At 35.1% G+C, this 22,373-nt stretch carries 18 protein-coding genes; 11 read left to right on the forward strand and 7 right to left on the reverse strand.

The genetic code is table 11. From position 1 onward, the window contains the following. Positions 1–3 precede the first annotated feature (3 nt). Genes CRV04_RS00070 through CRV04_RS00090 form a run of 5 tightly spaced genes read left to right on the forward strand, consistent with a single transcriptional unit; the run spans position 4 to position 6,390 of the window. Positions 4–699, forward strand: coding sequence for a potassium channel family protein (locus CRV04_RS00070; protein ID WP_164969079.1), 696 nt, complete (start codon positions 4–6; stop codon positions 697–699). After that, positions 700–2,685, forward strand: coding sequence for a DUF1538 domain-containing protein (locus CRV04_RS00075; RefSeq protein ID WP_128994591.1), 1,986 nt, complete (start codon positions 700–702; stop codon positions 2,683–2,685). Further along, a complete protein-coding gene (locus CRV04_RS00080; protein ID WP_128994592.1) occupies positions 2,669–3,007 on the forward strand; it encodes a thioredoxin family protein in 339 nt (112 codons plus the stop codon). Before CRV04_RS00075 ends, CRV04_RS00080 begins: the two co-directional genes overlap by 17 nt. After that, on the forward strand, positions 3,004–3,423 hold the full coding sequence (locus CRV04_RS00085) for a heme-binding domain-containing protein (protein WP_128994593.1): 420 nt from the start codon (positions 3,004–3,006) through the stop codon (positions 3,421–3,423). The genes CRV04_RS00080 and CRV04_RS00085 overlap by 4 nt, the downstream gene beginning before the upstream one ends. A gap of 3 nt (positions 3,424–3,426) precedes the next feature. Further along, positions 3,427–6,390, forward strand: a complete 2,964-nt coding sequence (locus CRV04_RS00090; protein WP_128994594.1) for a MutS-related protein — start codon at positions 3,427–3,429, stop codon at positions 6,388–6,390. 1 nt (position 6,391) lies between these two features. On the opposite strand, the gene CRV04_RS00095 is transcribed toward CRV04_RS00090, so the two are convergent. The 7 genes from CRV04_RS00095 to CRV04_RS00120 all read right to left on the reverse strand — a co-directional run bounded on the left by CRV04_RS00095 (position 6,392) and on the right by CRV04_RS00120 (position 12,631). Continuing rightward, a complete protein-coding gene (locus CRV04_RS00095; protein ID WP_128994595.1) occupies positions 6,392–7,711 on the reverse strand; it encodes an MFS transporter in 1,320 nt (439 codons plus the stop codon). 8 nt (positions 7,712–7,719) lie between these two features. After that, the gene (locus tag CRV04_RS12790; RefSeq protein WP_164969080.1) at positions 7,720–7,881 is read right to left on the reverse strand and encodes a hypothetical protein; all 162 of its coding nucleotides are present in this window, start codon (positions 7,879–7,881) and stop codon (positions 7,720–7,722) included. Between the two features lie 3 nt (positions 7,882–7,884). Further along, positions 7,885–9,741 carry a GGDEF domain-containing protein gene (locus tag CRV04_RS00100; RefSeq protein WP_128994596.1) on the reverse strand — a complete coding sequence of 619 codons (1,857 nt, stop codon included), beginning with the start codon at positions 9,739–9,741 and terminating at the stop codon, positions 7,885–7,887. 76 nt (positions 9,742–9,817) lie between these two features. Continuing rightward, complete coding sequence (hisA, locus tag CRV04_RS00105) at positions 9,818–10,525, reverse strand: 1-(5-phosphoribosyl)-5-[(5-phosphoribosylamino)methylideneamino]imidazole-4-carboxamide isomerase (protein ID WP_128994597.1); 708 nt, start codon at positions 10,523–10,525, stop codon at positions 9,818–9,820. A 7-nt stretch (positions 10,526–10,532) separates the two neighbouring features. Beyond that, a complete protein-coding gene (locus CRV04_RS00110; protein WP_128994598.1) occupies positions 10,533–11,390 on the reverse strand; it encodes a TIGR01777 family oxidoreductase in 858 nt (285 codons plus the stop codon). 12 nt (positions 11,391–11,402) lie between these two features. After that, positions 11,403–12,011 carry an imidazole glycerol phosphate synthase subunit HisH gene (hisH, locus tag CRV04_RS00115; RefSeq protein WP_128994599.1) on the reverse strand — a complete coding sequence of 203 codons (609 nt, stop codon included), beginning with the start codon at positions 12,009–12,011 and terminating at the stop codon, positions 11,403–11,405. Positions 12,012–12,058: 47 nt separating this feature from the next. Beyond that, positions 12,059–12,631 carry a ComF family protein gene (locus CRV04_RS00120; RefSeq protein WP_128994600.1) on the reverse strand — a complete coding sequence of 191 codons (573 nt, stop codon included), beginning with the start codon at positions 12,629–12,631 and terminating at the stop codon, positions 12,059–12,061. A gap of 188 nt (positions 12,632–12,819) precedes the next feature. Here CRV04_RS00120 and CRV04_RS12920 point away from each other — a divergent pair, with 188 nt between their 5' ends. The 6 genes from CRV04_RS12920 (at position 12,820) to CRV04_RS00150 (ending at position 22,341) form a co-directional block, all read left to right on the forward strand. Then, positions 12,820–15,060 carry a methyl-accepting chemotaxis protein gene (locus tag CRV04_RS12920; RefSeq protein WP_128994601.1) on the forward strand — a complete coding sequence of 747 codons (2,241 nt, stop codon included), beginning with the start codon at positions 12,820–12,822 and terminating at the stop codon, positions 15,058–15,060. A 165-nt stretch (positions 15,061–15,225) separates the two neighbouring features. Further along, entirely contained in the window at positions 15,226–17,373 is a 2,148-nt protein-coding gene (locus CRV04_RS00130; RefSeq protein ID WP_128994602.1) for a TonB-dependent siderophore receptor, read from the forward strand. 10 nt (positions 17,374–17,383) lie between these two features. Next, positions 17,384–18,142: a DUF4198 domain-containing protein gene (locus CRV04_RS00135; protein WP_128994603.1), complete on the forward strand. Its 759-nt coding sequence runs from the start codon at positions 17,384–17,386 to the stop codon at positions 18,140–18,142. Between the two features lie 179 nt (positions 18,143–18,321). Beyond that, entirely contained in the window at positions 18,322–18,837 is a 516-nt protein-coding gene (locus CRV04_RS00140) for an RNA polymerase sigma factor (RefSeq protein ID WP_228126415.1), read from the forward strand. Then, the gene (locus CRV04_RS00145; protein WP_228126416.1) at positions 18,837–19,820 is read left to right on the forward strand and encodes a FecR family protein; all 984 of its coding nucleotides are present in this window, start codon (positions 18,837–18,839) and stop codon (positions 19,818–19,820) included. The genes CRV04_RS00140 and CRV04_RS00145 overlap by 1 nt, the downstream gene beginning before the upstream one ends. Positions 19,821–19,992: 172 nt before the next feature. Further along, entirely contained in the window at positions 19,993–22,341 is a 2,349-nt protein-coding gene (locus CRV04_RS00150) for a TonB-dependent siderophore receptor (RefSeq protein WP_128994605.1), read from the forward strand. Positions 22,342–22,373 lie beyond the last annotated feature (32 nt).

Below are 22,373 nucleotides of genomic sequence, written 5' to 3' on the forward strand. Positions count from 1 at the left end.
ATGATGAAAAAAAATATATTGATTTATGGTTACTCGGTGTTGGGGATGAAAATTGCCCATATTTTACACGATAAAGCATACCAAGTCACCATTGCTGATTATGAGGAAAAAAATGTTATAAAAGCACAAGAAGATGGGTTTAATGCTTATCATTTAACCCTTTTAAATGATTCCGAGTTGCTTGATATTAAAGTGGGTTCAGGCATCGATTCTCTTTTTTGTGTCAGTGGCAGTGATCCCAATAATCTTTTTGTAACGCTTTCAGCTCGGAATTTGGATAAAAAACTTAAAATAGTCTCCATTGCCAAAACACGTTCTGAAGCAAAAAAATTTATGATGGCAGGAGCAACAAAAGTTTTAAACCCGAATGAACTGAGTGCCTTAAGAGTGTTTCGTTATTTAACCAAACCAAAAATGTTGGAGGTGCTTGATGAAATTTTGTTCAACAAATCCAACTTGCAAATTGCAGAAATTTATATTGAAAAGAATTCAAAATTAAATGGCACATTTTTGAGAAATTTGAGCATGCATAAGCAGTTTAATATATTACTTCTTGGTATAATGGACCATGAAATAAGCAACAAATTTATCTTTAATACCAGAGGGATAAACCATAAAATTGATGAGGGAGATATTTTGGTGATTGTAGGAGATACCCATAAAATAGAGAAATTTAAAGAAAGTTTGGAAAAAAACTAAATGATGCAGTTTAACTTTTTTCTCAAACTTTTAAAAGAGTCGTTTCGTGATCTGATGCCAATTATTTTGGTGATTTTGTTTTTCCAATTGGCAATCATTCAAGCTGTACCTGAAGACTGGCAGTATACAGCTGTTGGACTTTTAATTGTTGGTGTGGGACTGGCCGTATTTTTACAAGGTCTTGAAATTGGAATTTTCCCTGTGGGAGAAGGACTTGCACAAGGTTTTGCAAAATCAGGTTCTGTTTTTTGGATTCTGTTTTTTGGATTTTTAATTGGTTTTGGTACCACCATTGCAGAACCAGCATTGGCTGTTATTGCAGATAAAGCTGCATCCATTTCAAGCGGAAGAATTGATGCAACCGTACTTCGAATTGTTGTAGCTGGTTCGGTTGGATTTGCTATTTTACTTGGGGTGTTTCGAATCATTAAGGGACATCCAATTCACTACTACATCATAGTAGGGTATATCTTAGTTGTTGGGGTGACCTTTTTTGCACCACAAGAGATTATTGGTTTGGCCTATGACTTAGGGGGTGTGACCACATCAACGGTGACGGTACCTTTGGTTGCAGCACTTGGTATTGGTTTAGCCTCATCCATTAAAGGGCGAAATCCAGTTATCGATGGTTTTGGTCTTATTGCGTTTGCATCATTAACCCCTATGATTTTTGTGCAAATTTATGGAATAGCTGTATACAATCTTGTTGAAGCAAAAGATGTCGCGCAAGTGGTTGTAGAAACCGTAGTTTCAACACCAAAAGATATGACACCTACGGCTATTTTGACGGGTATTTTTAATGTTATTAAAGACGTTGCCCCAATTATTTTTATCATTCTGTTTTTTCAATATGGGGTGCTTAAAAAACCAATCAATAACTTAAAAACGGTTGTCCTTGGATTTGCTTTAGTGATTATTGGTTTGTATGCGTTTATTCTTGGTTTAGAGATGGGGCTTTTCTCATTAGGTGAAACCATGGCGTATCAACTGACTAAAAGAGACTCGGTATTTGTTATTTATGCCTTTGCTTTTGCCATTGGTTTTTCAACCACAATGGCAGAGCCTGCACTCATGGCGATTGCTAAAAAAGCAAAAGAGATCAGTGATGGTAAAATCAACGATTTCGCACTTCGTATCTTCGTATCATTTGGGGTTGCTTTTGGTATTGCTTTAGGGGCATTCAGAATCATTGATGGTGGACACATTCACTACTATATCATTGTAGGATACCTCATTGTGATCATTTTAACGTTCATTGCGCCGAAGTATATTATTCCTATTGCATATGACAGTGGAGGAGTGACAACTTCAACGGTGACCGTGCCTTTAGTAGCTGCACTTGGTATTGGACTGGCAACGAATATTGAAGGACGAAGTCCTCTTATTGACGGATTTGGGTTAATCGCATTTGCTTCACTTTTTCCTATGATTACGGTGATGTTGTATGGGGTACTCACTGAAAAACTGGGTGTTAAATCTGATACTGAGATTGAAACAGCCAATATCTTAAAAGATGCATTGGTTGATGCAGAAGATATGAGTTTAGCCACGGTGAATATCGATGGAACAGACCGACGTCACTCACTTAAAATGCAATTTTATGCGGTGGTATTTATTGTACCAAAAGATAAAAAAGTGGATGCCATTCAAGCAGCAAGTGCAGCTGGTGCTTCAGGAGTAACGGTTTTAGATGCGGATGGAATAGGACTTAATGAAATGAATAATTTCTATCGTACTTCATTTGAAGCCAATGATTTATTGCTTCTGTTTTTATTGCCTGAAATTAAAGTTAAACCTGTCATTAACGCCATTATTCACAGCTTGCATATTACCACCAGTGGAAAAGGGGTAGTGTTTGCTTTCCCTCTTACACACATGAAAGGTATCAGCTTGAGTCGTCATGAGATTTTTGAAGTCAAACATGAAGAGAAAGTCAAAGAACAAGAAGAGCAAGAAGAACAAAAAGACGATGAAAATTCTAAATAAATATGATGATATCATGCAGTTCATTGAAAACAATGCAGCTGTACTTCTTTATTTTAGTGGTAAGAATTGCTCGGTTTGTACCGTACTTAAACCAAAAATAAAAGAGAGCTTTGAGACACACTTTCCAAAGATTGTTTTGGTTGAAGTTCCAACCGATGAAGCGCTGGAAACCACAGCAAAATTTGGTGTTTTCTCTTTGCCCACCATGATATTATATATTGAGAAAAAAGAGTTTTTAAAACGTGGACGAAACATGAGTGTACCTTTGTTTGTTGAAGAGGTCAAACGTGTTTATGAATTATATTTTGAGGATAAAAAATGAAAAATACATTGCTTATAATTTTTGTACTTTTTATAGCAGCACAAATCATACAAACCCCACGGGATAACCCACTAAGCGATCCACAAAAAGAGATACAAGCACCCAAAGAGGTACATGCAGTATTGAAAAAAGCGTGTTATGATTGTCATTCAAATCAAGTGCAATACCCGTGGTATGCAAATGTTGCACCTGTCTCTTGGATGATTTCACGACATGTGGATACGGCACGACAATGGGTGAACTTTTCTGTATGGGAAGATTATACACAAGAAGAGAAAGAGAAAAAACTCAAAGAGATATTCAGAGCAGCTTATGCAGCAATGCCATTGAGTTCATACATGGCAATGCATGAAAAAGCCAACATTACAATGGAAGAGAGAAAACTCATTCGAGATTGGACAGGGGTTAGGAAATAAATTTTGGTCATTAATGAAGTCAATGAAATATTAGAGAATAAAAAAGATCTTTTAACTGTCACCTATTTTAAACTGCAACGTTTTTTTGAAACCAAGTATGGAGCCAATACGGTTGTTTTAATGGAGATAGGAACCTTTTTTGAAGTGTATGAAGTCAATAATGATGAAGAACAAGTTGGAAAAGCCAAGGAGATTGCAGAGCTTTTAAACATACAGCTCACACGAAAAAACAAATCAATTTTAGAAAATTCGCAAGAGAATCCTATCATGGCAGGTGTACCAACAATCTCTTTAGAGAAACACTTAGCACGTATTATTGGGGAGAAGAAGTACACTATTGTCATCATTCGACAAAAGGGATTGCCTCCTAAAGTAACGCGATATCTTGACACGGTGGTGAGTCCTGGTACGAACTTTGATTTTGTCATTGATCAAGATGAAAACAACATCACGGGACTTACCATTGATTGTAATAAAGGGATTTTTTCTATTGGTTACAGTGCCATTGATGTAACAACAGGAAAGTGTTACTACAATGAAGTACACGGTACGAGTGAAGATAAATCGTATGCTTTAGATGAAGCGTTTAACTATATGAACATGCACAAAACTTCTGAAGTAGTGGTCTCTTTTGCAGATAAAAATATCAATCAAAAAGAGATCATAGAGTATTTAGAACTCTCACATAAAACGTTTCATATCAGCTCCTTTCGACCTAAGATTATCTATCAAAATGAGTTGTTTAAAAATGTTTTTAATATTGAGTCTTTGTTAACCTCAATCGAGCATTTAGATATGGAACGTGTACCATTGGCCACAGAGTGTTTAGCCATACTTATTGATTTCGTCATCTCACATGATGCCAAGATTATTCAAAAGTTATCACTGCCTATTAAATTGGATGTTTCGAAGTATATCTATTTAGGAAACAATGCGTTAGAGCAACTTAATATCATTGATACGCCTCATAACCCAAGTCTGCTTCGTTTGATTAACAATACGTCTACGGCCATGGGGAAACGGCTTTTAAAAGAGCGATTAACACATCCTGTAAAAGAGTCAAAAGAGCTGTTACGACGATATGCTTTGTCAAAAGAGTTGTATGATTACCATGCTCCTATAGAAAACGAGTTGGCCAATATCTATGATATTGAAAGACTGACACGTCGTATTAAACTCTCCCGACTGCATCCGTTTGAATTGAACTATTTGTATGATTCTCTTTTAAGTATCAAAGAGGTGGTGACCTTTATGGAGAACTATAAATTCTTTGAACCACCATGCAGTTCCAATGATTTACAAATTTTCATAGACTCTATTGATTCTACGTTTGATTTGAGTATCAGCGGTAAGTATATGCTTAAAGATGTTGAAGATAATATGATCAGTGAGGGGATTAACGCTCAAATTGATGAGCTTAATATTGAAAATCAAAAACTTTTTAGTAAACTTGAAAATATCAAAGCACATATTCTAAGCTTTTTAAAAACAAATGATTCTAACTTTGTAGGAATCAATCGTTTAGATAAAGAGGGCTTTTTTATCTCATTGACCAAAAACCGATACAATTCGATTAAACAAGAGTTAGAAAATGCGCATATGATTGTTGAGGATGAGTTGTTGCTTTTTAAAGATTTTAAAATCAAGGTACAAACGAATTCTGTAAAAATCACGTGTTCTGTTACAGAAGATGTTTCTGATAAATATGTGCATAATCTGCGAAAAATTATTGAGTTGAATAAATTGGTTTTTAAAGAAAAACTTTTAGAGTTTGAAACCAAGTTTTCCCATCTGTTAGAAGAGTTGGTGATTTTTATTGCTGAAATTGATGTGACGGTTTCTAATATTAAAACGGCTAAAAAGTACAACTATGTTTGCCCAAAGATTGTTAAAACCAAAGAAGAAGAGAATTTCTTAGAACTCATTGAAGTACGCCATCCTATTATTGAAGCCAGTGAAGAACAGGGCATTTACGTACCCAATGACATTATCTTAGGGGAGCTTTCATTAGCCAGTGAAGAGTACAAAAACAATGTCATCATAAAAAATTCCAATCCGGTGAACATCTATGATAACAAAATGCATGGGGTATTGTTGTATGGGATTAATTCAAGCGGGAAATCTTCACTCATGAAATCCGTGGGGATTGCTGTGATTTTAGCGCAATCAGGTTTTTACGTGCCGTGCAAGTCGATGAGGTTCTCTATATTTGATGCCATTTATACGCGTATCAGCGGAAGTGATAACATTGCTAAAGGCCTCTCTTCGTTTGCTGTAGAGATGTTAGAACTTAAAAATATTTTCAACCGTGCTACTAAAAAATCCTTGGTACTTGGAGATGAAATCTCACACAGTACAGAAACCATGAGTGGAGTGAGTATCGTTGCCAGTGCTATCTTGAAATTGGCCAAACTGCAATCACTGTTTTTGTTTGCCACACACTTGCATCAGCTTCCTGAACTTGAAGAGATAGAGAAGCTTAAAAATGTGATTTGTTTGCATCTAAGTGTGATGTACCAAGATGAAGAAGATAAACTCATTTTCAATCGAAAACTGCAATATGGAAGTGGAAGCAGCATGTATGGATTGGAGTATGCGAAGTCTTTGCATATGGATAAAGAGTTTTTGCGTATGGCCAATGATATTCGTAAAAAAATCACGGACGATTATGAACCGCTTGAACGAATCACGCAACAAAAAAGAAGCAACTACAACAAAAATATGATTGTCTCTACGTGTACGATTTGTGGAAGAGCAGTGGATGATGTGCATCATATCAAGGAGCAAGCACGTGCCAATAAAGAGGGCTTTATTGGGCATGTGAATGTCAACCACAAATATAACCTCATACCACTGTGTAAAGAGCATCACAAAATGGTGCATGAAGGAAAGATTAATATCAATGGGTTTGTAGCAACCTCTAAAGGTTTAGAGCTTCACTACACCATGGTGGAAGAGAAGAAGTAAGTTACTCCTCTTCTTGAACTTCGGGCAGTTTATAGGTTAAATAGACCCCAATAAAACCGACAATGGAAAGTGTCAGAATAATTGAACTGATACTCATGATGGCATTTAAACTTCCAACAAAACCTGTTAAAAGCAGAATAAAACCAATAAGAGTATTGCTCACAGAGACATAATCTGTACGTTTATTCCCTTCGGCCATATCAACCACATAGGTCTTTCTTCCCACACGAATACCATGATAACCAATACTTAAAAAGAAATACAATATGGGCATAAACCAAATATTGGCAAACCAGTGTGGTGCTAAAAGGTCAATGCAAAACAGAATCACACCTAACACAGAGGTAATCATGGCACCAACTATCATCACTTTTCTGCTGGATAAATCTGCAAAGTTTCCCCAAAAAGGAGCCGAAAGAAGAGCCGATAGACCATTGGCTAGAATGAAAAACCCAAGCAAATAGGTATTGGAGTTGGTGTACTCTTGTGCTAAGATAATAAAAAAGGGAGCACTTAACACAGAAGATAAAAACAATGCTCGACTGATGACAAACAGACGAAACATTTTATCGGTTTTAAGCAGTGAAATTTTTTTTATAGCAATCGCGGCTGCATTGCCTCCACCCTCTGTTTCTCCAGGATACTCTGTGATGTTTCCATAAAAAATTGCAGCCAATATCCAACAAAGTCCCGCTAAACATAGTAGCACTGCAAAGTTTTCAGGTGAGAAGGGTTTCTCACCAACAAAAAGCAAATATGCACCCAATACAATCACAACCAAACCTGCAAAACTGCTTGATACACCTGTGAGTTTTCCACGTCTTTTTTTAGGAATGGTTTTTCCTAAGACATCTTTGGCTGCAACGGAACTCAAACCTCGTGCTAAAGAAAACAGAAGTAATAAAGCAATGATGGCATACCCTGCAACCATGCCTTCAAGTGTATAAGCAACCAAGGCAATTCCACCCATAGTCAATGCTTGTAATAGGGCACCTAACACCCATACCCATTTACGTATGGGTTTTTGTCGTATGTAAGCCCCAATAAAAAGTTGTGGAAGCATGGCACCTGATTCACGAATGGGTACTAAAAAACTGATCAAAAAAACAGGGGCGTTGAGTGTTTGCATGATCCAAGGGATGACCACTTTTGCATTAGCAATGGAATCAGCCAGCGTGTTGAAAAAGTAGCTTATGAGTGTAAGAAAGTAGTTGCCAGGAACCACACGACAAGCACGCTCCTCTATCGCTTTACATGCGCGTGCATCCTCTTCGTTTTGTAAACGTTCATTGAGATGTTGAGTAAATTTTTTAATGGGCATAATAGCTCCTACGTTTTAGTACGTTCTTTTTTAGTTGTAATGATATTTCGAATAAGAAGTGCAATAAAAAAAAGAGCTAAAACAAGATTGATAGAAAAAAGAAGCCAGTTGCTCTCTTGAAAGAAGGTGTAAGCAACGGCGATAAAAATAAGTGAGAGTACCAAACACATGGTTTAGTACTCTTCTTTGTTCGCATTTTTAAGAAGTTCTGGTTTAAATCGAATGACTTTGTTTCGTCCGGTCTCTTTTGCTTCGTATAAACACAGATCAGCAAACTTGATACATTTCCAGATTTGATCGGTATCTTTAGGAAAGAAAGAGTATCCAATACTGACTGTTTTACTGAATGATTCATTGTTGAAGTTAAAGACCAACTTCGCAAATTCAGCATTAATGGTTTGAGCCAATTCTAACGCACTCTCTTCAGTTGGATTTTTCATAACAATTAAGAACTCTTCTCCACCAAAACGAATGATGACTTCATTTTCACTGATAGACTCTTTCATCGTTTTAGCTAATTTTTGTAAAATAGCATCTCCTGCATCGTGTCCATAGGTGTCATTGACCATCTTAAAGTAGTCAATATCTAAGAACATGATGGCATAGGTATGTCCAAGTTCCAACTCCATTGGCATTTTTTTGTCAATGAATTCATCCAGATATTTACGGTTATAAAGACCGGTTAAACCATCAATGAGGTTTCGCTCTCGTAAGACATCCATGAGCATTCGGCTCTCTAAAATAGGTTTGGTCTCTTCAAGATATTTTTTAATGATACCAATTTGGTATTTCACATGTTTCAAACACTCATTGTCTTTGCACAGAATATGAATAGTCACACTTTTTTGCTCATTGATAGAGAACGGAATACAGACATAATCTTTGCAAGAATTGCAATCTGCCATTCGACACACTTCAGGGAAGTTCTCAGATGAGACGATGATATCGGTTCTCTCTGCTCGACACAGCTCTTTTACATCATTGGTGATATTACAACACGCCGTATCCCCTTCAGTTTTATAAATCAGCTTTCTTTCATCTTTGGTTAAGTCATTTTCAAAAATAAAGAAGTGATTTACAAGCAGTTTGTCTTTGAGTACTTGCACCAATCGATAGTAGATATCTTCTCGTGAAATATCAGTTTCAATGGTTTTTTTGAAGTGGTAAATCTCTGAAATGTCTTCAATAATCTCTTTGGCTGTAAGCAGTTTGTCATTATTGACATTGATGGAACGGTTATGCACAAATGCCGTTAGGTTTTTCTCAATTCCAGTCAATACCGTTTCAAGTTTTTCAATGAGTTCATTGAGCCACATAGAAGCCTCTTTATCCTCTTTAAGCGCTCCCTCTTTGGCTCGTACAGAATAGTTTCCTTCATGAACCATTTTTAACGTTTTAGTAATTGAGTCAAACGAAGAGGTATATGGTTTGATTTTTCGGCTGATAAAAATCAGAATGAAAATCAAAAAAAGAACCACAATCACAATGATATTAAGTAAAATGGCAATGCTTGAAAGACGGTCTTCTTGAATATCAAATTTAACAGAGATGGCTCCTAAGACCTCTCCCTCTTTGGCATCATGACATGAAAGACAGTTGGGTTTATCTAAAGATGAAGCGATATAAGGAATGGTGATTCTAAGCGTTGCTCGTTGCAAGGACTCATTAATTACAATCTCCTCTTTTCCAGTTTTTAAAACTTTTTCATCTGTAGTGTCTCGTGGAATTTCATTGGCCAATGATGAAACACCAAACTGTTTGCTCACCGTTGAAGAACGTACGACCCATAGCTCATCAAGCTCTTTCATACGTTCAAGCGAATTTAAGAAGACATTTCTTTGATCCATGTTTCCATTCACCATGTGTGAAGTTAAAGCATTTTTGACAATATCGGCTGTTAAGTAGGCACGCTTTTTAGCACTTTCGTATCCACTTTCACGTGAACCAATTGCAACCAGTGCTACTATAATCAATGTCAGTAATGTTACCATTGAAAAAATAATCAGAGTAATCTTCTTATTGGTGTTCATCTTCCCAAACCTTAAAAATTTTTGCAATATAATATCATAAATAAAATTATTATAATCTAATTTTTTAAGTAAATTTTTATAAAAGCTTAAATGCCTCTTCTAAATCAAGCGTACCCTCATAGAAAGCTTTTCCCACAATCACTCCTGCAATCTCGCCATTGTTTTTGCAGTTGATAATATCTTGAATATCTTTTACGCCACCACTTGCAATGGTATCCACGCCGCTTGCTTGTGCTATGCTGTGTGTGAATTCAACATTGACACCGCACAACATTCCATCTTTGCTGATATCTGTACAGATAATTGCTTGCACGCCTGCATGGGCAAACTCTTGTGCTAAATCGGTTGCTTTCATGCTTGATACTTCTGCCCATCCTTCAACAGCAACCATACCATTCATGGCATCAATTCCAACAGCAATGGGGTATTTGGCTGCCATGTCTTTTACAAACTGTGGATTTTTTACAGCAATTGAACCTAAAATCAGACGGTCAACACCTAAGTCAACATACATTTTAATGGTCTCTTCATCACGAATACCACCACCCAGTTCGATTTTTAAATTACAGTTTTCTCGAATTTTTTTAATTTGCTCTAAGTTTGCTGGTTCTCCTGCAAAGGCACCGTTTAAATCTACGATATGCAACCATTTGCTTCCTAACTCTTCAAATCGTTTTGCGACTTGCCACGGTTCATCACTGTAAATTTTAGCACTCTCCATGAGCCCTTTACTTAATCGAACGGCTTGTCCATCTTTTAAATCAATCGCCGGTAAAATATCCATTGTTTTCCTACTCTCCTAATAAATTTTCTATGGTTTGTTCTATGTTGTGATATTTAAACTCAAATCCACAATCTAACAGATGTTTTGGAACCATGCTTTGTCCATCGGTTAATACACTTGCACCCTCTCCATAAATCAGTTGCAGTGCAAACTGCGGTACAGGAAAGAGTGTTGGTCGATGCAACGTTTTGCCTAAGGCTTTGGTCAAACCTTTGTTGGTTGTTGGTTCTGGCGCACCTAAGTTAAAAATCCCATTATGTTGTGCATGTGTGATGATGAACTCATAGGCTCGAAGTAAATCCTCTATATGAATAAATGAGAAGTATTGACTTCCATCCCCAATAGTACCACCCACACCAAATTTAAATGGCGGTAACATGGTTTGAAGTGCGCCGCCATCTTTTCCTAATACAATGCCAAATCTGAAGATACATACTCTTGTATCCTCTTTGGCTTTAAAAGCTTCTTCTTCCCACTGTTTACATACATTGGTTAAGAAGTTGTCACCGTATTTAAAATCCTCTTCTGAATTGACTTGTTCATTCGAGTAAATACCCACAGCCGATGTTGAAATCAACACAGCGGGTTTATTCTCTACCTTTTTAATCGCATCCACAATTTTTTGTGTGGTATCAATTCGACTGTGATAAAGCAACTCTTTGTAGGAGTCACTCCATCGATGAATGATATTCGCACCTGCAAGATTTATCACTACATCGCTTTTGGCAATTTTCTCTTGCAATTGTTGTTCGTTGGATAAATCACTTCGTGAAATACCCACCACTTCGTACCCTAAAGGGGTAAAATACTCTTTAATATGAGTTCCTACAAATCCTGAAGCGCCACTGATTGCAATCGTTTTCATGATGTCCTCCTGTTATTTAATGGACATAAAGTTCTTTAAAATCCTTAATCCATTATCATGTGATTTCTCAGGGTGGGGTTGAATACCGTAAATATTATCTTTATTCACGGCACTTGCAAATTTATACCCATATTCAGTGTAGCCAATGACATTTTCATCGGGAGTGTCTACATGATATGAGTGTACAAAGTAAAGGTATGGATTCTCTAATCCATGAAACAGCATGCTGTTTCTGTTTTGGATGGTGTTCCATCCCATGTGAGGAATTTTCGAATCTTCGTGCATTTGTGATTTATCAAACAGCACAATTTGTCCTTCAATGAGACCCAAACCTTTATTCAGACCAAACTCTTGTGAAGCGTCAAACAGCAGTTGCATGCCCAAACAAATACCAAGCATGGGTTTTCCTGTTTGTGCAAACTGCATGACGGCTTCTTGCATACCTGTACTTTTTAAGTGCTCCATCGCATCACCAAATGCACCTACTCCTGGTAAAATAATTCGGTTATAGTTTTTTAATTCATTGGGATCTCGTACAATGTGCGCTTTGGCATCTAAAAGATGACAGGCGTTATACACACTGGCTAAGTTTCCCATGTTATAGTCAATAATTCCAATCATACATCGTCCTACGTTTATCTGCTGTGATTATATCTTATTGAAGGTAATTATTGTATAAATGTTGATAAGGTTAAAGCAAACAGGGGAGTAACTTTGTGTTTAAGTAAGGTTTTCCGTGCTTCTAAAAGTGTGGTGCCTGTGGTGATTAAATCATCCACTAAAATAACCTCTTGGTAAGGTAAACCTTTATAGACAAATTTTCTTGGATTTTCTTCTCTGTATTTTAAATCTTTTCCTGCATATTTAACCTGATTGGTCGCTTTGAGTTGATTGTATTTGGGTTTGATGAATTCAGATTTTAGATATTTTGTTAAAAGTGCCGTTTGAGAAAAGTCATGCAGTGTATGATCATCTATAGGAATGGCGTGAATGGTTTTGTCGTAAGTAAATGTTTGAGCAAACTTTTTAAATGAGAGTTGAGCCAATATGTTATAAACCCGATCACCATGAAAGTAGTATTTGCTCTGTATAAGTTCCTCTATCTCTTCATAATTATAAAAGGAGTAAACAAAAAAGTTTTTAGCCAACTCTTTTTTGTACAAGTTGGGCGTAAAAAGCCTTTTTTGACAGCTTTTACAAATGATGTTAAAAGAGAAAGTTTGGCAGCTGATACATCTCATAAAAGTATTATAACATAATTTATAAAATTACTTTTTTGTAAAAAATAATTTTTATTACATAACTTATACATATATAATCATTTTTTATCTTCGATAAAATCGGGAAAAAATTAAAAGTAAATATAATTTTACCAATAAAATAACGAAAACTTTGATATAATTCTTCAGAAATTATACAGGAGTTAACGATGCTTTCTTTTAAATCATTAAAATCGAAATTTTTAGCATACATTTTATCAACGTTAATTATTTTGTTTTTAATTGTAACGATTGTCTTATCAAATATTATTTCAAATCGTTCAGTACAAGAATCAAAAAAAGGGTTTCAGGCCAGTGCAGATCATATCTCTATTGCTTTTAAAAGTTTAGACAGCAATTTACACAATGTCATGAATGACTTTATGCGTGTTTTTAAGAGTTATTTGCCGTATGAGTATGAGATTTTCCCCGAAGAGATTCAAAAAGTAGGGAGCATAGATGCCCCCGCTTTTTTTAATGGAGACGTGCTTTTAAATAATAACTTTCTTCCTTTAGAAAGTTTTACAAAACGTACAGGGGTTATTGCCACAGTCTTTGCGCGAATGGGGGATGATTTTGTTCGTGTCTCAACAACTTTAGAAAAAGATGATGGTACACGTGCTTTTGGAACCATGTTGGGAAATAAATCTCCGGCACTCAAACCCATTTTAAATAAAGAGACTTTCTATGGAAAAGTGAAACTTTTTGGAAAAGATTATTATGTGGTCTATGAACCGATTATTGAAAAAGGTGAAGTGATTGGTATTATGTTTATTGGGTATGATTTTACGTCTGTTTTAGAATCATTGAAAGAGGATATTAAGAAAATTAAAATTAATGAACAGGGTTATGCTTTTATGATGGATAATAAAGGGACACTGCTTATTCATCCAAGCCTTGAAGGTCAAAATGTCTTAGAAACAAAAGATGACCAAGGTCGATTTACTTTTAAAGAGATGATTTCAGGTGAAGATCGATTTATGGAATACAATTTTAAAGGAGAACCTAAACTGGCGTATGTTAAACATTTAAAAGGGTTTAATGCGATTTTAGTTGTAACCGATGGGGCTGAAGATGTCTACTCTTTTAGTAAAGAGGCGACAATGGTTATTGCCATTGCCTTTATTGTTACACTCATTGTTATTACACTGCTTTTAGTGATACTTTCATCAAAAATTGTTGAGACACCATTGAAAAAACTCAATGATGGTTTATCTCAATTTTTTGCATTTTTAAACCAAGAGAGTTCAAATGTCTCTGCGTTAGAAATAAATGGAGAAGATGAGTTTGCACAAATGTCAACGGTGATCAACCACAACATTGAACAAACACAATTGCTTCTGTCTCAAGACAGAGCATTGATTGAGGAAGTGACAACAGTGGTCTCTAAAATCAAAGAGGGGGATTTTACTCAAAGAGTGAACTCTACAACGCATAACAAAAGTTTAGAACAACTCAAAAACCAACTCAATGAGATGTTGGACGTAACCTCACACAACGTGTGCAGTGATGTGAATCAACTCAAAGCGCTGTTACTTAAGTTTAAAGCCCTTGATTTTACACAACGTGTGAAAAATGATAAAGGGTTAGTCGCTCAAGGACTCAATGATTTAGCTGAAATCATCAATGAGATGTTGGTTGAAAATAAATCCATGGGGATTCAACTGGGAAAAAGTTCAACACAGTTATTGGATAACATGAGTCAACTCAATGATTCCACCAATGATGCGGCAGCTAACTTAGAAGAGACTTCAGCCGCTTTAGAGCAAATCACAGGCAATATCAGACAAAACTCACAAAATGTTACAAAAATGGCTACGTTGTCTCAAAACGTATTGACTTCAGCTAATGATGGTGAGAAATTGGCCAATGAAACAACGGTCTCTATGGATGACATCAATGAGCAAGTGACGTTGATCAACGAAGCGATTTCAGTCATTGACCAAATTGCATTCCAAACCAATATTCTCTCCCTCAATGCTGCAGTGGAAGCAGCCACTGCAGGAGAAGCAGGGAAGGGCTTTGCAGTGGTGGCACAAGAGGTACGAAACCTCGCCGCACGTTCAGCAGAAGCCGCCAAAGAGATTAAAGAGATTGTAGAAAATGCGACACTCAAAGCCACTAGTGGTAAAGAGATAGCTTCAAAAATGATTGAGGGGTACACAACACTTAATCAAAACATTACACAAACAATTGATTTGATTTCAGATATTGAGATGGCTTCTAAAGAGCAACTTCAAGGGATTGAGCAAATCAATGATGCGGTGAACAGTTTGGATAAGCAAACCCAAGAGAATGCAGCCATTGCAAATCAGACGAATGATGTCGCTGAAAGAGCGAATGTGATTGCAAAAACTGTTCTTGATAATGCCAATGCCAAAGAGTTTATTGGTAAAAATGACATCAAATAATTTCTACAAAAGAAGAATCTCTCTTCTTTTGTAGAAAATCTACCTCTTCAAAACAACTTAATATTGTAGTAATAATTATTATCAAAATTAAGTACCCATTAAGCTGTTTTTGCTAATATTGTGTCTTTGCAACTAAGTTGCAATAGATAAATATAAGGAAAATATATGCAGAAAAAAGTTTTTTCTATTGTAGCTGCATCGTTTATATTCTTTCCCAATATAATGTATTCAGCAGAGATAAAAACTAATGATACCGTTTCTTTATCTGACGTAACCATTGTAAGTGGTTCTGATGGCAATGAACAATCTTATTATAAAACAGAAGCTTCTTCGGCGACTCGTACAGGTACGCCTCTTTTAGAAACACCACAATCGGTTCAAATTGTTACAGGAGAAGTGTTAGATGACTTCAATCTGGTCAGCCTTAATGAGACTTTAGATTATGCCAGTGGAATATCACGACAAAACAATTTTGGAGGAGTCTGGGACAATTTTTCTATCAGAGGGTTTTCAGGACATGAAAACACAGGAATAAGTCTACTTAAAAATGGGTTTGCTGATAACAGAGGATTTAATGCTCCTCGTGATGCAGCGAATATTGAAACAATAGAAGTTTTAAAGGGACCATCGGGTTCTCTTTATGGAAATACTGAACCTGGTGGAACAATAAATATTGTTACAAAACAACCAAAATTCAGTAATGAAAATTCAATTACAACAATGGTTGGAAGTGATGATTTCTATAGAGTATCAGCAGATATAACGGGACCATTAAGTGAATCTTTTGCTTACAGATTGAATGTTGCTGCAGAAAAGAAAAAAAGTTTCCGTGATTATATTGAAAGTGAAAGATATGTCGTAGCACCTTCATTTCTTTGGGAATTCAATGATACTACCTATTTATCATATATGGGTGAGTATATCCGACAAGAAGCTCCTTTTGATAGAGGGATAGTTGCTTTTGATGGCGATCTTGATGGTGTTGATCATAAAACATTTTTTGGAAATCCAACAGATGAAAAGATGATACTTGAAAACTATACGCATCAGTTGAAGTTAGAGCATCAGTTTTCAGACAATTGGAGTGCAAAAGTTGGTTTGGCTTATAAAACAGGAGATTTTAAAGGAACAGGTACGGAGGTAAAACCTTTTGTAAATGTTACAAGTGACAGTGTGATGCTTCGTTCTCGATACAGAGACTATGAGTCTAAAGATATTGCTTTTCAAGCAGATATCAAAAATGTTTCAACCATAGGTGGGGTTCAAAATACTCTTTTATTTGGTGTGGAGTCTTATCGTTATGAGCAGGATTCTTTATTGTATACCCTTAATAACTCTTTAAGAATGGATAATATACGAAGTAATCCAACATACACTACGTTAGCAACAGGGAAAGGAAGCTTAAGCAAAGATGAAAATCAAGTGCAAAAAGGAGCAGCATTTTTTGCACAAGATGAAGTGGCTTTCTCGGACTCTTGGAGGTTATTGGTTGGTTTGAGATATGATGAAATTGATACTCATTTAAAGAACTATAAAAATGACACTTCTTCTTCTCAAAATGATTATGCTTTATCTCCTAGAATAGGATTAACTTACATGATTAACTCCAATTGGTCTTGGTATGCCACTTCTGGAAAATCTTTCAGACCAAACTCGGGAGTAGATGTGAATGGAAACACATTTGAAGCAGAAGAAGGAATCTCTTTAGAGACTGGTTTAAAGTTTGAATCAGATGATAAAGACATAGGTGCAAGTCTCGCTTTATATAGAATTGACAAAGAGAATGTTTTAACAGGCTCTGATCCCAATGGTGTGTACTCTATTGCCGCAGGTGAAGTAAGAAGTCAAGGTATAGAATTTGATATTGGAGGACAAATTACTTCAAACGTAAAAATCAATGCGAACTATACCTATACAGATGCAAAAGTGACTAAAGATGCAGGCGGTGCCGTTGATTGGTGGAGTGGTGCCGTTGTTAATTTGGAAGATAAACAGTTGTCAAATGTTCCTAAGCACAGTGGAGCACTTCTTCTTATGTGGGAAGAAAACATATCCAATAGCTCTTCTTATGGCATTGGAAGTAATATTGTTTATGTTGGGAAAAGAGAAGGGAATTATATCAACAGTTTTACTTTACCCGATTATATTACGGTGGGATTAACTTCGTATTGGCAAGCAAGTAAAAATTTAAAAGTTAAATTAAATATTAATAATATTTTTGATGAAGAGTATATCGCAAGCAGTTATGACCGTTCATGGTTAACACCTGGTTCGCCAAGAAGTTTTGCATTAAGCATGAATTATAAATTTTAAAAGGAATAAAATGAAAAAAATTTCAATATACATCATGTCGCTCTTTGTAGCAACATCAGCATTTTCTCACGGGTTGTGGGTTACAGGAACAAATGACGATATCATCAAAGCAACGATGATATACGGACATGATTTCCCAAAACCTGAAGAGATAAAGGAAGAAAGAAGAGTCCTTTTTGAACCTGTAAAAGTTATTGGTGAAAATACAAACATAACACTCTCTCAAAAAGGAAAATTTTACAATTATGAGGGAACAGAGAGATTAAAAGAGGGTACATATATTCTACAAGCGACATATGTACCAACACCTTGGACTGAAACAGCAGATAAAAAGTGGCACATGAATAAAACAAGAAAAGATATTAAAAAAGAAGTCAACCATTGTGCTGTTTATTCAATGTCAGCGAAATCGATTTTAAATGTAGGAAATGCAGACAGTGAGTTCATTACAAAACCTTTGGGGAAAGGAGTTGAATTTACTCCTTTGGAAAAAGTCTCACAATTTAAAGAAGGAATGCCAATAAAGTTTAAAGTAACAAAAGATGGGAAACCTTTAAAAATACAAGAAGTATATGGAAATTTAGAAGCATACTCTAAAAATGATATGAGTATGGCTTTTTATGGAAAAACAAATTTAAAAGGTGAGGTTACTTTTAAAGCTTTAAAAAGTGGACTTTGGTATCTTAAAACTTATTATAAACAAAACAGTGGTAATAAAGATTGCGAATCTATAGAAGATGCTGCAACCATATCATTTGAGATTAAATAATATAAATTTAAAAAGAACAAATGGGTTATTTATATTCAATTTAATGAGCTACATAACTATTTAATGTTAAAAAGAGAAGTGAACAATGCTTCTCTTTTTCTTCAAAATATAGACTGATTATACACAAAAATTCTTATGCATCATCAAGAACTTAAGTATACTTTAATTGATAATTATTTATGATAACGATTATTAATACTAAAATAAAAGATTTTGTGAAAATGATAGAATTCTATGATGAATTATTATATTTTATTAAAAAGAAAACCAGAAATCCTGACATAGCTGAAGATATACTTCATGATACCTACACCAGAATAATCTCTTTAGAAGAGAAAAAAACAATAGAAAACAAAAGAGCTTTTTTATATAAAATTGCCAAAAATATCATCATAGATGAGGTCAGAAAAAAGAGTAAAAAACGAGAAATTCCATATGAAGAGAATCGGATGGCTTTTCAATGTTTACAACCTGAAGAGATAACCATAGAGCATAACAGAATGACAATATTAATGAAAGAGTTAAAAAAATTGCCTGCCATGAGAAAAGAAGCCTTTGTACTGCATGTGTTAGAGGGGTATACAAGACAAGAAATTGCTGATATTATGGGAATATCCTCGCATGCGGTTGATAAACATATCTCACGAGCAAGTATCGAGTTAAAAAAACGATTAAAAGAAGAGGATGATTCTTAATGGTTATAGAAGAAAAGATACAAACAGAAGTAAACAAGTGGATCAGACTCGAATGTGAAGGAAAATGTTTAGAACATGATCCTCTTTTTTTATCATGGATTCATGAAAATCCAAAACATTTGCGGATGTTTAATGAACAAAAAACATTGCTTGCTGAAATAGATGAATTGCCTGAAGAATTCTTGCAAGAGCTTAAATCAGAGGTTAAAGAAAATAGAGAAAAAATCAATCAAACAAAACGCAGAAAAAAACTTTTTCTTAAATCCTGTGCACCATTACTGGTTGCTGCATCAGTTTTGTTTGTTATATACATCAGTTTTTTTGCACAAAGAGTTCTTTTTTCAAATCAATATTTAGCATCAAACAAAATCCTAAAAGATATTCAATTACCAGATTATTCAAAAGTGACACTCGATGTGAATACGCACATGGATGTTCAATACTATGCTACAAGCAGAAAGATTAAGTTATCAAATGGGAAAGCCGTGTTTGATGTTTTTTCAAATAAAAAAAGACCATTTACAATTGCAACCAACAGAGTCCATATCACTGTATTGGGTACCAAATTTGAAGTTGTGAATCATCAACAACAAACACAAGTTAATGTTAAAGAAGGGGTTGTTAAAGTCTCATTGCCCAAAGAAAATGATAGATTATTGGCATTGGTGAACAAAGGTGAAAGTCTGATTTTAGATAAATCTAATAATATCATATCTTTAAGTAAAACCAATAGTGATGATATGGCGCTTTGGAGTGAGGGCAAGTTTGCATTTTATCAAGAAAGCATAGAACATATTTTAAAAGAGTTTTCAAAATATCTTGATGTAGAGTTTTCCATTGAAAATAAAACAATAGCACAACTTCCCGTAAGTGGTAATTTTAATGTCAATCATTTTGATGATTTTTTGATGGTTTTACCTTTAATTCATCCCATAAATGTGCAAAAAAAAGAGAATAAAATCATTATTACGCATCGTCAATAATTTGTATGGACAAGGGTAATAAAACACTGTTATACGTAAAAAATAAAAAATTTACAAATATTGTGTCAAGAAATTTTAGCTTGAACGTCTTCTTATATAGAGAATAATTCTCAAAATCAATAAATGGGTTTTAAAAAACCTATTTTATATTCGATATATAAAAGGAGAGTAGATGAGTCTATTAAAAAAATCATTAATAGCACCCAGTGTCGCTTTATTATTAGTAAGCAGTCTATATGCAAAGGATACCTTTAGTATAGAGACTTCAAATTTAAGTGAAGCAATTGAAACAATATCAAAAACAGCAAAGATACCTTATATTGTGGATAAAAATATCCTCAAAGGTAAAAGTGCAAATAAGATAGAGAACATTGAGTCTTTAGAACAGGCTTTAAAATTGGTTTTTAAGAATACTGGACTTGAAGCAATCATTCAAAATAATACCATTGTAATCAGAGAAAAACAACAAAGCAGTAACAATGAGAGTGATTTAGGCAGTGTTGAAGTGATTGCAAATAAAGATCAACAAAACTCGTATACGATAAAAAACTTATCCAGTGCAACAAAAATGAATTTGAGTTTAAAAGATACGCCACAGTCAATTTCCGTGATTACAAGTCAACAAATAGAAGACCAAAACTTAGAGGATATCAATGATGTTTTAAATCAAACGCCAGGTATTTCATTGAGACAATTAGGTCAAAAATCAGCAGGACATACAACCTATTTTGCCAGAGGTATGGAGGTAACCAATGTTTTAAGAGACGGTGTGCCAGTCTCTGTTTCATCTTTTGGAACACAATCTTCAATGGGACTAGAGAGTTCAGCTATGTATGAACGAATAGAAGTAACACGAGGGTCAACGGGTTTGACCAATGGAAGTGGTAATCCAAGTGCAAGTATTAATTATGTAAGAAAAAGGCCTACTCAAGAGTTTCAGGGCAATGCAAAAGCTTCATATGGAAGTTGGGATAACTACAAAGGCCAAATCGATGTTTCCGGCAGTCTAAATCAAAGTAAAAGCATTACTGGTCGCTTGGTTGCTTCATACTCTGAAGGAGACAATCAACAAGACAGATATCACCAAGACAGTAGCTTATTTTATGGTGCTTTAGATTTTAATTTATCAGATAATACCCTCTTTACAACGGCTTTTTCTTATCAGAAAGTTGAAGCGGACAATGTTGCAGTTCATCATGTCACTTCAATCGATAAGAATGGAAATGAACAATCAATGTTTGGAAGAGAAAAAAATCCTGCAGCAGATTGGACATACAGTGATGCTGAAAAGACAAGCATACTTTTAGGATTGGAACACTATTTTAATAATGATTGGAAAGTGATCACAAATTATTCTTATACTAAATCAAAAGTTGATCGCTTAGTGGGGCTTTCTCGAACGATATTAAATACAGATACGGGTAATATTGAAGGTATGGCAATGAAAGCTAAAAATACACCTGAAGTTCATGCATTAGATATGTATGCACAAGGCAAGTTTAAAGCCTTTGGACAAGAACATCAACTTTCATTTGGAGCCAATGGGTATCAAATAAAATCAGATGATCCTTCTTACAGAGTGAGTCCCTCTTTGATCACTGCACCATATAAAAATTATGATGGCGATATTCCTTATCCTGATATTGTTGAAAATGGGCGAAGCAAAGTAGATGAGAAGCAAATAGGGGCTTTTGTTGCTTTAAATTTACAAATAATGGATCCATTAAAACTGATTGTGGGAAGCAGAGTCAGTAATTGGGAGAGAGTCAATGATAAAGATGAACCATCTGAGCAAACACAAAAATATCACAGTGAAATTACACCGTATATTGGATTGGTGTATGACATCAATAAAAATATTTCTGCTTATACAAGTTATACCTCAATTTTTAATCCAAACTCACAACAAAATGTGCATGGAGACTATCTTGACCCAGAAGAGGGAAATACTGTGGAATTTGGTTTGAAATCAGAGTTTTATGATGGTCTTTTAAATACAAGTCTCTCTTACTTTATTACTAAACAAGATAATAAAGCCATATCCGATGGTACTCGTTTAACACCTGAAGGGAATCAAGCGTATAAAAGTATCGATGGTGCAGAAATAAAAGGTTGGGATGTGACCATAAGTGGGGAACTCTTACCTGATTGGAATATTTCAGGTGGATATACCTATACGGATGCAAAAGATGAAAATAAAGAGCGTTTATCTCCCGGTGAGATACCAAAACATACTTTAAAACTATTTACAAGTTATCAGTACAATAAATTAACAATTGGAGCTGGTTTAAACTGGCAAAGTGAATTGAATACAGCATATACACGTTATGGTCTGAATAAAAATATTAAACAAAAAGCCTATACGGTTGTGGATGCCATGTTGAAATATGAAATTTACAATAACTTAAATCTTCTTTTAAATATTAATAATATGTTTGATGAAGAGTACCGATACTATCCTGGACAAGGTGGGTATGGTGATGAACGCAATTATGCATTGACATTAAATTATAAATTTTAAACAAAGCAATTACAAGAGCATGTTCCACACCC

Source organism: Candidatus Marinarcus aquaticus, assembly GCF_004116335.1.
GTDB classification, from domain to species: domain Bacteria; phylum Campylobacterota; class Campylobacteria; order Campylobacterales; family Arcobacteraceae; genus Marinarcus; species Marinarcus aquaticus.